The sequence below is a fragment of the Dialister micraerophilus DSM 19965 genome (assembly GCF_000194985.1).
GTDB classification, from domain to species: domain Bacteria; phylum Bacillota; class Negativicutes; order Veillonellales; family Dialisteraceae; genus Dialister; species Dialister micraerophilus.
The window spans coordinates 527,778-541,474 of sequence record NZ_GL878519.1 but is presented as its reverse complement, the minus strand read 5'-3'; the positions used below and the strand labels follow the sequence as shown (position 1 = coordinate 541,474).

The 13,697-nt window shown below is 40.0% G+C and carries 14 protein-coding genes; 13 read left to right on the top strand and 1 reads right to left on the bottom strand.

Annotation, left to right across the window (positions count from 1 at the left end):
* Positions 1-52 precede the first annotated feature (52 nt).
* The 13 genes from atpE to HMPREF9083_RS02610 all read left to right on the top strand — a co-directional run bounded on the left by atpE (position 53) and on the right by HMPREF9083_RS02610 (position 13,081).
* Positions 53-304 carry an ATP synthase F0 subunit C gene (gene atpE, locus HMPREF9083_RS02675; RefSeq protein ID WP_007553698.1) on the top strand — a complete coding sequence of 84 codons (252 nt, stop codon included), beginning with the start codon at positions 53-55 and terminating at the stop codon, positions 302-304.
* A gap of 36 nt (positions 305-340) precedes the next feature.
* On the top strand, positions 341-835 hold the full coding sequence (gene atpF / locus HMPREF9083_RS02670) for a F0F1 ATP synthase subunit B (RefSeq protein ID WP_007553731.1): 495 nt from the start codon (positions 341-343) through the stop codon (positions 833-835).
* Between the two features lie 2 nt (positions 836-837).
* The gene (gene atpH, locus HMPREF9083_RS02665; protein ID WP_245526166.1) at positions 838-1,377 is read left to right on the top strand and encodes an ATP synthase F1 subunit delta; all 540 of its coding nucleotides are present in this window, start codon (positions 838-840) and stop codon (positions 1,375-1,377) included.
* Positions 1,378-1,398: 21 nt separating this feature from the next.
* Positions 1,399-2,943, top strand: a complete 1,545-nt coding sequence (gene atpA / locus HMPREF9083_RS02660; RefSeq protein WP_007555848.1) for a F0F1 ATP synthase subunit alpha — start codon at positions 1,399-1,401, stop codon at positions 2,941-2,943.
* A gap of 5 nt (positions 2,944-2,948) precedes the next feature.
* The gene (atpG, locus tag HMPREF9083_RS02655; protein ID WP_007555847.1) at positions 2,949-3,839 is read left to right on the top strand and encodes an ATP synthase F1 subunit gamma; all 891 of its coding nucleotides are present in this window, start codon (positions 2,949-2,951) and stop codon (positions 3,837-3,839) included.
* 35 nt (positions 3,840-3,874) lie between these two features.
* The gene (gene atpD / locus HMPREF9083_RS02650; protein WP_007555846.1) at positions 3,875-5,308 is read left to right on the top strand and encodes a F0F1 ATP synthase subunit beta; all 1,434 of its coding nucleotides are present in this window, start codon (positions 3,875-3,877) and stop codon (positions 5,306-5,308) included.
* Between the two features lie 3 nt (positions 5,309-5,311).
* Positions 5,312-5,728, top strand: a complete 417-nt coding sequence (gene atpC / locus HMPREF9083_RS02645; protein ID WP_007555845.1) for an ATP synthase F1 subunit epsilon — start codon at positions 5,312-5,314, stop codon at positions 5,726-5,728.
* A gap of 136 nt (positions 5,729-5,864) precedes the next feature.
* Positions 5,865-6,800, top strand: a complete 936-nt coding sequence (msrB, locus tag HMPREF9083_RS02640) for a peptide-methionine (R)-S-oxide reductase MsrB (RefSeq protein ID WP_007555844.1) — start codon at positions 5,865-5,867, stop codon at positions 6,798-6,800.
* Positions 6,801-6,822: 22 nt separating this feature from the next.
* Positions 6,823-7,518: a thiol-disulfide oxidoreductase-associated membrane protein CcdA2 gene (gene ccdA2 / locus HMPREF9083_RS02635; RefSeq protein WP_007555843.1), complete on the top strand. Its 696-nt coding sequence runs from the start codon at positions 6,823-6,825 to the stop codon at positions 7,516-7,518.
* Positions 7,519-7,529: 11 nt separating this feature from the next.
* Complete coding sequence (locus HMPREF9083_RS02630) at positions 7,530-8,072, top strand: TlpA family protein disulfide reductase (protein ID WP_007555842.1); 543 nt, start codon at positions 7,530-7,532, stop codon at positions 8,070-8,072.
* 90 nt (positions 8,073-8,162) lie between these two features.
* Positions 8,163-9,536 carry an aminopeptidase gene (locus HMPREF9083_RS02625; protein WP_007555841.1) on the top strand — a complete coding sequence of 458 codons (1,374 nt, stop codon included), beginning with the start codon at positions 8,163-8,165 and terminating at the stop codon, positions 9,534-9,536.
* A gap of 645 nt (positions 9,537-10,181) precedes the next feature.
* A complete protein-coding gene (locus HMPREF9083_RS02615) occupies positions 10,182-12,101 on the top strand; it encodes a TRAP transporter permease (RefSeq protein ID WP_256998181.1) in 1,920 nt (639 codons plus the stop codon).
* Positions 12,098-13,081 (top strand): TAXI family TRAP transporter solute-binding subunit, encoded by a 984-nt coding sequence (locus tag HMPREF9083_RS02610; RefSeq protein WP_007555836.1) that lies wholly within the window; start codon positions 12,098-12,100, stop codon positions 13,079-13,081. Before HMPREF9083_RS02615 ends, HMPREF9083_RS02610 begins: the two co-directional genes overlap by 4 nt.
* 78 nt (positions 13,082-13,159) lie before the next feature.
* On the opposite strand, the gene HMPREF9083_RS02605 is transcribed toward HMPREF9083_RS02610, so the two are convergent.
* Positions 13,160-13,615, bottom strand: coding sequence for a cupin domain-containing protein (locus HMPREF9083_RS02605; RefSeq protein WP_007555835.1), 456 nt, complete (start codon positions 13,613-13,615; stop codon positions 13,160-13,162).
* Between the last annotated feature and the right edge of the window lie 82 nt (positions 13,616-13,697).

Genomic DNA, 13,697 nt, shown 5'->3' with positions numbered 1-13,697 from the left:
CCGAAATCCGGTAAAAATAGAAAAAGTTTAATTCTCAGGAGGAATTATTATCATGGATCAGACAATTGTTGTTCAGTTTTCTCTTATTGCAGCTACTATCATTGCTTGTGTGGCAGCAGCTTGTGCATCTTTTTGTGACTCCCGCGTAGCAGTACGTGCTATCGACGGAATGACTCGTCAGCCGGAATTGGCAGGCCAGCTCTTCACAAACATGCTCGTTGCTATCGGTTTGGTAGAATCTATTCCGATTATCGCAGTAGTTATCGCTATCGTTCTTGTATTCGCCAACCCGTTCCTCGGCTAATTCAATTTTATTTGTTAGCCTAAGGAGGGGAGCTCATTGGTAGAACTTAATGGTACACTGCTGATTCAGATCCTCAACTTTATTATTCTCGTCGCTATTTTGGGGCATTTTGCATACAAGCCGATGCTTAAGGTATTGGATGCGCGTAAGCAGCGCATTCAAAACGACTTGGATTCAGCTGCTGCATCTAAAGCCGATGCGGCAAAGTTGAAAGACAGTTATGAAGAACAGCTCCGGAACGCACAGGCGAAAGCGCAGGAAATTGTAACTCAGGCGGTAAAAGAAGCGAAAGTCAAAGCTGAAGAACAGATTGAGGCTGCTCATATCGCTATAGAGCAGGAAAAAGAAAACGCAACGAAACAGATTGAAAGGGAACGCAAGGATGCTCTTGATGATCTGAAAGCACAGGTTGCCGTTCTTTCTTGCGATATTGCTGCGAAGATCATCAGCAAAAATATGACTCCGGAAGAAAATGGCCGGATTATAGAAGACAGCATCACAAAATTGGGTGCGGTCAAATCGGGTAAATGATTATGGATAAGAACGTAATCCTTGCAAAAAAGTACGGACGTGCTATCTATGACATTGCCGCTGAAACGCAGAGTTTGGAATCGATTGGCAACGATTTGAAATTGATTGCGGATACCTTAAAGGAAAACGCGGAACTTTCAAATTTGCTGACTCATCCTATTCTTGCAAAGAATATCAAGAAAAATACTATAGAAAGTCTATTTACAGACAAAGTTTCAACGTTGGTGCTGAATTTCTGCTATGTAGTCATTGATAAAGAACATATGAATCTTTTCGGTGATATGGTGGAAATATATAACAATTTGGCATGCCACGGATTGGGAATGGAAGAGGCAATTGTTACAACTGCCGTTCCATTGACAGACGAACAGGCGGAAATGATTAAAGAAAAACTTGGAGCACAGCTCGGTTGTAAAATCATTTTGAAGCAAAAAGTTGATGCGGCACTTATCGGAGGTTTCACAATTCAAGTTGGGGACCGATTGATTGACGGTTCTGTAGTTAGACAGCTGAATGCACTTAAAGCGATGATGATACAGTGAGGTTGAGGTGACTTATAGGAAATGAAAATCAGTTCAGATGAAATCATATCTGTGATTAAAAAACAGATTGAAAACTACAAAGTAGACCTCAATGTTGATGAAATAGGTACAGTTCTGGAAGTCGGTGACGGTATTACCCATATTTATGGATTGGAAAACTGTATGGCCGGCGAATTGCTCGAGCTGCCGAATGGCGTATATGGTATGGCGTTAAACTTGGAAGAAAGCAACGTAGGTGCCGTTCTTTTAGGTAAACACGAAACCATTAAAGAAGGCGATACGGTAAAAAGAACCGGTCGCTTGATGCAGGTGCCGGTAGGCAATGCGGTTATCGGCCGTGTTGTCAACTCCCTGGGTCAGCCTATCGACGGAAAAGGCGATATCAAAACTGATGCTTATCGTGACATTGAAATTAAAGCACCGGGCATTGCCGAAAGACAGCCGGTTAATGTACCGCTGCAAACAGGTCTTAAATGTATTGACTCGATGGTTCCGATTGGCAGAGGCCAGCGTGAACTTATCATAGGTGATCGCGGTACAGGTAAAACAGCTATTGCGATCGACACCATTTTGAACCAGAAAGGTCAAAATGTAATTTGTGTATATGTATCCATCGGACAGAAGAACTCCAACGTAGTTCGTGTGTATGAAAGACTTAAAGAAGCAGGAGCAATGGACTACTCCGTAATCGTACACGCAGGTGCTGCGGAAGGTTCTCCGATGCAATACTTGGCACCGTATTCAGGTGTTTCCATTGCGGAACACTTCATGCATCAGGGCAAAGATGTTCTCATAATTTATGATGACTTGTCCAAGCACGCTGTTGCATATCGTGCCATGTCACTCTTGCTTCGTCGTCCGCCGGGACGTGAAGCTTATCCGGGTGACGTATTCTACTTGCACTCAAGATTGTTGGAACGTGCTGCACGTTTGTCCGAAGAATTGGGCGGCGGCTCCATTACCGCACTTCCGATTATCGAAACACTGGCAGGTGACGTAGGTGCTTATATTCCTACAAACGTTATTTCTATTACCGACGGTCAGATATTCCTTGAAACAGGATTATTCTACTCAGGTGTACGTCCGGCTATCAACGTAGGTTTGTCTGTATCCCGTGTAGGTGGATCCGCACAAATCAAAGCGATGAAGAAAGTTGCCGGTACACTTCGTCTTGACTTGGCACAATTCCGTGAATTGGCTGCATTTGCGCAGTTCGGTTCCGACCTTGATGCCGCAACAAAGGCACAAATCGACCGTGGTCAAAGAACAACGGAAATTCTTAAACAGCCGCAATATAACCCATATCCGGTAGAAGACCAGGTTATGGCTATATATGTAGGTGTTAAAGGATATCTCGATGATATTGAAGTTGATGAAGTTGTAAACTTTGAAAAGCAATTACTCGACTTTATGCATACAAACCATCCGGAAGTAGGAGAATCTATCCGCACGGAAAAGAAACTCATCGAAGAAACGGAAGAAAACTTGCGTAAAGCAATTGCAGAATTCAAAGAACGTTACAATGCAATAAAATCAGCAAAGCAGTCTGAAACGGTAGAGGGGTGATCTGAGTGGAGAGTACGCGTGATATAAAAGGGCGCATTAAATCTGTCACCAACATCCAACAGATTACGAAAGCAATGAAGATGGTAGCTGCTGCACGTCTGCGTAAAGCAGAAGAAAAAGCAAAAGGCTCCCTTCCATATGCTGAAAAGATCGGAGAGCTTATGCGCCGTGCTTCTTCGGCGACCCCGGATTTCGACAGTCCTTTGCTAGACGTACGTGAATCCAAGAAAGTTGGTTACTTGGTAATTTGCGGTGACAAAGGATTGGCGGGCGCTTATAACTCTAACGTTATGAAACGCACTATCCAGGAGATCTCCGGCAAAGATCCGTCTACATACAAACTCTTTGTATGCGGAAAACAGGCTAAAAAATACCTGAATTTCCGTGGATACAAGACGGATTCTTACCACTTCGGCTTTTCAGACAAACCTCAAGCTTACAATTCTATAGAACTTTCTGAACAAATGATTCAGCAATTCTCAGATGAAGAAGTAGATGAGGTATACATTATTTATACTAAATTCTATACGGCTCTTCGCCAGAAGGTCATGGTTTCTCGCTTGCTTCCTATAGAAGTTCCGAAAGATCATGAGGCGGCAGCACCGGAAAATATTGAAATGGAAGAAGTTCAGGAAGAAGAACCATATATTTTCCTTCCGAACGCTTCGGAAGTATTATCCAAACTGCTTCCCCAGTATATCCAAGTGCAAGTTTATAATGCGATGCTGCAATCAGCGGCATCCGAACTGGGCAGCCGTATGGCGGCAATGTCCGCAGCTACCGACAATGCAGCGGAAAAAATCTCGGAACTCAACCTTACGTACAACAAAGCACGTCAGGCACAAGTTACCAACGAAATTTCCGAAATCGTCGGCGGTGCGGCAGCTCTTGAATAATCTGCACTAAATCAAAGAAGGAGGAATGCTTCTTCATGGCAAATGAACATGAGGGGCAGGTGGGTAAGGTCGTTCAAGTAATCGGCGCAGTTGTCGATATTGCTTTTAAGGACGATCAGGAACTCCCTGCCATCTATAACGCAATTCACGTAAAAGATGAAAACGGCAATGTTCCTGTTGATGTCATCTGTGAAACCATGCAGCACTTGGGCGACGGTGTCGTTCGTGCGGTAGCAATGAGTTCCACCGACGGCATGGTCAGAGGAATGAAAGCCGTAGATACAGGACGCGCAATTGCAGTACCGGTAGGTGACGGATGTCTCGGACGTATATTCAACGTATTGGGACAAACCGTAGACAACGGTACTGAAGAAGTAAAAGCGTCTGATTATTGGCCGATTCACCGTGTTGCGCCTGCATTTAAAGATCAGGCACCGGCGGCTGAAATTTTCGAAACCGGTATAAAAGTCGTAGACTTGATTGCACCATACGCAAAAGGTGGTAAGATCGGTCTGTTCGGCGGTGCCGGCGTAGGTAAAACGGTCTTAATTCAGGAATTAATTCACAACGTTGCAACCGAACACTCAGGATGCTCAGTATTCTGCGGAGTAGGTGAACGTACCCGTGAAGGTAACGACCTTTGGGGTGAAATGAAAGAATCCGGCGTATTGTCCAAAGCCGCATTGGTATACGGACAGATGAACGAACCGCCGGGAGCACGTATGCGTGTTGCACTGACAGGACTTACAATGTCTGAATACTTCCGTGACAAACAAGGACAGGACGTGTTGCTCTTTATCGACAACATATTCCGTTTCGTACAAGCAGGTTCAGAAGTATCTGCATTGCTCGGACGTATGCCGTCAGCCGTAGGTTACCAGCCTACACTCGCAACCGACATAGGTGAACTGCAAGAACGTATTACATCCACAAAAGACGGATCCATTACATCCGTTCAGGCGGTATACGTACCGGCAGACGACTTGACAGACCCGGCACCGGCCGGAGTATTTACACACTTGGACGCAACAACGGTATTGAACCGTTCAATTGCAGAATTGGGAATTTATCCGGCAGTGGATCCTCTCGATTCCACAAGCCGTATACTTGACCCCAATACCTTGGGTGAAGAACACTACGAAGTAGCACGTGGAGTCCAGGCAATACTTCAGAGATACAAAGAATTGCAAGACATCATTGCAATTTTGGGAATGGAAGAATTGTCCGACGAAGACAAAGTCATCGTTGCACGTGCAAGAAAGATTCAGAGATTCCTCTCACAACCTTTCTTCGTAGCGGAACAATTTACAGGTTCTCCGGGACGTTATGTACCTTTGAAAGAAACCATCAGAGGTTTCAAAGAAATACTCTCAGGACAGCATGACGACTTGCCGGAAGGTGCCTTCTACATGGTAGGTACCATTGACGAAGCAATTGAAAAGGCTGCATCGATGAAGAAAGGGGAATAAGCCATGGCTGATACCCTTACATCTCCAATGCACGTTGAAATCATTTCACCGGACGGCCCGATATATGTAGCCGACGGCGTAACAATGGTAGTAGCTCGTGCATCGGACGGAGAATTTGCAATAATGAAAAATCACCTGCCTTTAGCATCCGCATTGGATATGTGCGCAGTACGTATCCATACAGGAAATAAAGAGCAGAAAGTTGCGGTATTCGGCGGTTTTCTTGAAAACAAAGACAACAAAGTAACGATTATCGCACCGCTGGCTGAACTTGCTGAAAATATCGACGAAGCTCGTGCAATAGAAGCACAAAAAAGAGCTCAAGAAAGAATTAAAGCACGCAAAGCCGGTACGGACATCGAACGTGCAAAACTTGCACTCCAACGTGCAATAGTACGTTTGAAAGCAATCCGAAATTAAAATTAAGACCTTGCTTATACAGCAGGGTCTTTTTTTTACGCAAAAATATGTTAAAAAAATAAAAACATTGTTTATTAATTTGTAAAATAAACAAATATGAGTATAATATATATAAATCTCGATATAGGAGGCACAAATGAAAGAAATATACTTGGCAGGAGGATGCTTCTGGGGAATGGAAGCATATTTTACAAGAATTCATGGAATAAAACATGTAGACTGCGGATACGCAAACGGAAAAACAAATGAAACTGACTATGAAAAAGTAGCTGTGACGGGACATGCCGAAACAATACATGTAATATATGATGAAAATGAAATTACACTTCGTCAAATACTGCTCTTTTACTTGAGAGTAGTAAATCCGACCACATACAACAGACAAGGAAACGACTACGGAGCGCAATACAGAAGCGGAATTTTTTATGTAGATGAAGCGGATGCGCAAGTGATAAAAAAATTTTTTGACGAAAAACAAAAAAATTACGAAAGGAAAATACTCGTAAAAATTGAACCGTTGAAAAATTATATTTTAGCCGAAGAATACCATCAAAAATATCTGGAAAAAAATCCTAACGGTTACTGTCACATAAACATAGCAAAAGCATACGAACCTTTAATAGACGAAGGAATGTACACAAAAAAGAGTGACCAAGAACTGAAAAAAGAACTTACACCGGTTCAATATGAAGTAACTCGTGAAAATAAAACCGAAAGAGCATTTGAAAATGAATTTTTCGATAAATTCGAAGAAGGTATTTACGTAGACATAACAACAGGCGAACCGCTTTTTTCATCAGAAGACAAATTCGATTCAGGCTGCGGATGGCCGGCATTTTCAAAACCGGTTGCAGACGAAGTAATAAAAAAACATGAAGACTACAGTTACGGAATGCACAGAACGGAAGTAAGAAGCAGAAGCGGAGATGCACACTTGGGACATGTATTTGATGACGGGCCGAGCGAACTCGGAGGCAAAAGATACTGTATAAACAGTGCCGCACTTCGTTTCATTCCGAAAAAAGACATGGAAAAAGAAGGCTACGGATACCTTCTGAAAAGCAAGAGATAATTCGTAAAACAGTGGAGGAACCATGAACGGAAATTACGACATATTTGTCGGAACGGTTTTCATATCGGGAATACTGTCATTCTTTTCACCATGCGTATTTCCTTTGATTCCTGTATACATAGGAAAACTTACAGATGAAACGGAAAAACATGAAAAAAGTGTAAATATATACTCGATACTGAAAACGCTATTTTTCATACTGGGGCTGTCCGCCGTCTTTTTGAGCTTCGGATTGGGAGCCGGAGTCTTGGGTAAATGGATACATCATCCGTATACACGATATATAACGGGATTCATAGTAATTCTTTTAGGAATACATCAAACGGAACTCATAAATATCGGCATACTTCAACGACAAAAAACAATGACGGCAATAAAAAGTGAAAAAACGGGAATACTAAGCTCATTTTTACTCGGGCTTACATTCAGCTTCGGATGGACACCATGCGTAGGACCCGTACTTGCATCCGTACTTGCAATAGCTGCAACTCAAAACGGATCGGCAATATACGGACTCATACTTACAGGCGTATATGCATTAGGAATGGCAGTACCGTTTATGATTATTACACTTGCGGCATCATGGTGTATGAACTATTTTACATCAATAAAAAAACATATGGTACTTTTGAAGAAAATCGGCGGAGCGATAATTATTTTTATGGGAATTTTACTTATAAGCGGACAAATAAACTCACTTACCGCACTCATTTCGTAAAAGGAGAAAATATGAATAAAACAATAAAAAGCATAATGATGATTTTTGCCGCCATGTTTATGATATGTGCAATCTCGGGCTGCGGAATTATATCTGACGATGTAGAAAATAAAGATGAAGCGACAAGTAACGTATACGACGAACCGTTGGACTTTGAACTTAAAGACGTTAACGGAAAAACATACAAACTTTCCGATTACCGCGGTAAAAAAGTATATATAAAATTTTGGGCAAGCTGGTGCGGAATTTGCATCAAAACACTGCCGGAAACCGATGCAATGACAAAAAACAGCGAAGATATTGTTGTTCTGTCGGTAGTATCACCCGGTATAAACGGAGAAAAAACAAAAGAAGAATTTATTCAATGGTACAACAAAAACTCATTTGAAAATTTACCGGTACTTCTTGACGAAGACGGTGAACTTTCGAAAAAAATGAGCATACAAGCATATCCGACATCCGTATTTATCGACAGTGAAGGAAAAGTAAAAGAAATAATCCCCGGAGCGATAAACGAAGAAATGATAAGAAAACTCATGAAAAAGTTGTCATAATTCAATAAAAATCCGAAAATCAGTGAAAATTGTATACAATACAAAAGAAAAGATATATACTAAGTACATAATGAAAAGGGAGGATACGCAATGAAAGAAACATACAGCAGAAAAAAAACAGTTTGGCAAAGAATGAACGAAAAAGAACGTCAAGCAGCAATTGACCTTTGTGAAAAATATAAACAATTTTTGGACACCGCACGCACCGAACGTTTGGCAACTGCGGAAATTATAAGACGTGCAAAAGAGGCCGGATTTAAACCCCTATACGATATGAAAACACTCAAAGCCGGCGACAAAGTATATTGGAATCAAAAAGGTAAATCCGTAATTTTATCCGTAATCGGTAAAAAACCGGTACACGAAGGAACAAAAATTGTAGGATCGCACATCGATTCTCCACGTCTGGATTTAAAACCAAATCCCGTAAATGAACAAGACGGACTTGTATACTTCAGAACACACTATTACGGAGGAATAAAAAAATATCAATGGACATGTATTCCTCTTGCACTTATTGGAGTAGTATTTACAAAATCCGGCAAAAAAGTGGAAATTTCAATCGGAATGAATGAAAACGATCCGGTATTCTATATAAGTGACTTACTTCCGCACATGGCACAAGAACAAATGAAAAAAACCATGGCACAAGGAATAACGGGAGAACAATTACAAGCACTTATCGGTACACACTCCCAAGACGGTGAAACACCGAAAGAAGCAATCATGAAATTGCTCAAAGATACATACGGAATCGAAGAAGAAGATTTTGCAACCGCAGAACTTGAACTCGTACCTGCAATGAAGAGTCGTGACGTAGGATTTGATAAATCCATGCTCGCATCATACGGTCAAGACGATCGTGCATGCTCATTCTCCAATATGGAAGCAATACTTGCCGCAAATGCAGGCGAATACACACAAATCGCACTGCTCACCGACAAAGAAGAAATAGGATCCTACGGAAACACAGGAATGGAATCCTCATATTTTGTAAAATTCGTAATGAAAATGCTTGCACTTCAAGGACAAGGAAGCCTTTTGGAATTTTACGAAACAATGGAAAACAGTGAAATGCTCTCGGCGGACGTAAACAGCTGTATGGATCCGATGTTCCCCGAAGTATCTGAAAAATCCAACTCGGCACTTCTCGGATACGGAATAAGCGTAACAAAGTACACAGGATCACGAGGCAAAGCCGGAAGTAACGATGCAAATGCGGAATTTTTACACAAAATAAGAACAATATTCAACGAAGCGGGAGTATGCTGGCAAATCGGAGAACTCGGCAAAGTAGACCAAGGCGGCGGCGGAACAATCGCATTCATGATAGCAAACTGGGGCGCCGAAGTAGTAGACTGCGGAACCTCAATGCTCTCAATGCATGCACCGTTCGATTTGGTAGAAAAAGCGGACATTTACGAAACATACTTGGCATACAAAGCATTCTTCGAAAGTAAATAAAATTAAAATATAAAAAAATCGGAATATGGAGAAATCCCTATTTCGATTTTTTACTTAAACACCTGTAGTAAATATCTCTTTTAAAAAAAGTTATGATGAAAGGTACGGATTAAACAATTCAAAACCCTTACGCCGCAAAACATCATATTTCATCATTGTGTATGTCGATTCCTATTCCTATATTTATACTATTTTGTGTTTCTTTTGTTGTTTTGTGTTTTATTCGCACATTGTATGTGTTTGTATTATCTCTTTTTCGTTTCCTTTGTTTTTCATGTAACTTAAATTTATTTCTTGCATTACTTGTATTCCGATGATAAACCGAAGTCGGCCTATAGTATGCGTATTGACGACAGTCAAGGTACATAACGGCAAAGTATATTGTCAGAGTGATTGCACTGAAATCTTCTTTGCAAAATTTATTTAAATCAAGTGTGAACATATTATTTTTTATATTAAATATTTATGAAACATCGAGGTATTATATATTTTCAATGATGATCTTTTAAAGGCGGAAAGAAAAAGTATGAGGACTGAATTTTTAGTAAAGGAAAATTGCGTTTGGTAAATAATTTCAAGTAAGATTGATCAATTAAATGTAAAAGGCTCTTGAAAAAGGAGATTTATTTTTATAAAGTTAAAGACATGGAAAATAAAATTTACGAAAAAGAAAATGATAATAATGAAGGCACAAAATTTCGCAAGTATGACGGAATAATGAGAAAAATCGTCATGCTTCTTTTGTGTGCGTGGACAGTATTTCAATTGTACTTTTCTACTGTAGGAACGATAAGTGCGATAAATATGCGTGCAATACATTGCATATTTCTTTTGGTTTTTACATTTATACTGTTTCCGGCAAGTAAAAAAGAAAATATAAAGCGATATAAACCGCCGATTTCGGATATAATTTTTGCAATACTTTCTTCGGTTACATTCGTATACCTTATTTGCAATTACACTTTTATAACGCAAAGCGGAGGGCGTGTAAGTACACCGGATATTATAATTGCAGGTATCGCCATACTTTTGGTACTTGAGAGTGCAAGACGTGTTGCAAAAAATTTGTTGCCGTTGGCACTTGTATTTCTTGCATACAGTTATTTAGGTGAGTATATAACGGGATTTTTGGGACATAACGGATTTACGTTAAAACGTATACTCATCACACAATTTTGGGGAACTGAAGGAATATTGGGAATAGGCAGCGGAGTATTTTCAACGTATATATTTATATTTGTAATTTTCGGTGCATTTTTGAAGTACGGCGGCTTTTCGGATTTTATAAATGAAATAGCTCTTGCATTGGTCGGACATACTACAGGAGGGCCGGCGAAGGTTGCAGTTATCGCATCGGCACTTATGGGAATGATGAACGGATCTGCGGTGGCAAATGTCGCAACAACGGGTACGATTACCATACCGATGATGAAAAAGACAGGGTATAAAAAAGAATTTGCGGCGGCGGTAGAGGCGGTGGCATCTACGGGAGGGCAATTTTGTCCGCCGGTAATGGGTGCCGTAGGATTTGTAATGGCGGAGTTTTTACATACAAGTTATATACAAATAATGATAGCTGCGACCGTTCCTGCATTGCTTTATTACATAAGTCTTATATTTGCGGTACATTTTGAAGCGAAACGTATGGGACTTTCAGGAATAAAAAAAGAAAATATTCCTGATACTCTTAAAATAATAAAAAGAAAATGGTATCTTGTACTTCCGTTTATCTCGCTTATAGGATTGATGGTAAGCGGATATACACCTGTATATGCGGCACTTGTATCAATACTTGTTACGATAGTTACGTCTTATATCGGAAAAGATACGAAAATGACAGTCGGAAAAATAATACAAGCGGCAACCGAAGGTGCTTCAAATGCAATAAGCGTAGGAATATGTTGCATAGTAATAGGAATAATAATAGGAAGCGTAACACTCACCGGATTGGGACTGAATATGGGATATTTCATATTGTCTTCGGTAAATTCCGAGAACATATATATAACGGGAATATTTGTAATGATAATGTCGACAATTTTAGGAATGGGAGTACCGGGGGTAGCAGCATATGTAATTGTACAAACGGTAGCCGTACCTGTACTTATAAAATCCGGTATAACACCGGTATCCGCACATATGTTTTGCCTTATATATGCGTGTCTTTCAAATATTACACCGCCGGTAGCGATAAGCAGTTATATAGCATCCGGAATAGCAAATTCGGATCAAACGAAAACGGCATTGATTTCAGTAAAACTCGGATTGATAGGATTTATAATACCGTTTTTCTTTCTTGCAAGTCCGCAACTTCTTATAAGCGATATAAGCACACATACAATAATTGCGATATTTACCGCAATAATCGGAACTGTACTTTTTACATCATCAATAGAAGGATACATGCTTTGCAGCATGAAAATATATGAACGTGCAATACTTTTCATTTCTGCGATGATGCTTTTGGATTCTTCGACAACAACCGATATAATCGGAATAATTATGTTTGTACCGATAATAATGAAACAATATTTCAATGCGAAAAATGCGGAGAAAAAAATATGAAAAAAACAAAAATTTTTATGATTGCAATAACGGTAATTATTGTAATTATTGCAAGTTTCAAAGCATTCGGAGATATGAAAAACACAACGCCGGACGGAAAAATAAAAATCAGAATGCCTACTGCTACATCATCGGGGACATTGTATGCAACGGGAGCTGCAATAACTCATATGTGGAACGAAAAAATACCGACAATAAAAGCATCGGTACAATCATCGGCGGGCGGAGTTGAAAATCTGAATATGGTAAATGACGGTGAAGCGCAAGTATCAATTGCAATAAGCAGCAATTGCTACCAATCATTTCATGGAACCGACATATTTAAGGGACATGCAAATCCTCACCTCAGAGTTATAGCAGGATTATACTTGAATCCGAATCAGGTAATTGCAACGGACAAATCAGAAATAAACAAAATAGAAGATATAAAAGGAAAACACTTTGCAATAGCGAGCGCAGGCTCAAGCGTATACAACGAAGTAAAAACTCACCTTGAAACCGCAAATATAAAAGTACCCGATGACATACAAGCCGAATACATAGGATTCGGAGAAGCGGCGGCAATGCTTCAAAACAAAACGATAGACGGAGCATGGATAATGGCGGGAGTACCTTCATCATCGGTAATGCAGACATTGTCATCGAATTCGCACCTTGTAAACTTGTCGGACGAGTTTATAAAACAAATGCAAAAAAAATATCCTTGGTACGTAGCTTACACCATACCGAAAGGGACATATCCGACTCAAAAAACGGATATACAAACAACTGCGGTAAAAATGGTAATGTTCTGCAACGAAGATCTTCCCGATGAAGTAGTGTACGAACTTACAAAAGCATTCTGGGAAAATGTGGAAGAGCTGTCAAAAACACAAAAAAGTCTGAAAAATTTGACACCTCAAGAAGCGGTAAAAAATATAGCGGACCTTCCGATACACAACGGAGCTATGAAGTACTACAAAGAAATAAATGCAATATAAAAGCATATCACTTATGTGCCGACCTCTCAAAAGTTGGATTTTGGTTTGACTTTTTGGAATCGGCACACTTGGATATGCTTATTTTTTTTGAAGTTTACCGTCAAGAAATTCCGGAACGTTTTTATTGGAGCGTAAATCTTCGAGTTCTTTTTCAGTCGGATAAGAAGGACGGTCACGTTCAATATTTACCATACATAAAAATCCGAGCAATGTGCCTCTGTCTGCTCTGAATTGATGCCATTGCCATGAATTTATTGTAAGAATGTCGCCTTCTTCCACTTCATGTACTTCATTTCCCAAAAGTACATGTCCTTTACCTTTGTAAATCATTACGAAATGGCTGTGCTTGTGATGCTCGAGTGAAGAGTATCCGCCTTCTTCCACTTGAAAGTAGCGAAATTGCACAGGTAAATCAAAAGCACCGTCAAAGAGTACTTGCCTTGTAACATCTTTGAAAATATCGGGATTTTCTTTATAAATATGAGTAGGTGTATCTTCCCAAGTGTTTTTATTTTTCTTGAATTTTTTGAACATTAAATCACCTCGAGTATATTTTAACATGAAAAGAATTTAAAAATATGTAAATAAAAGTGTAATTATGAATAAACTTTTGTTT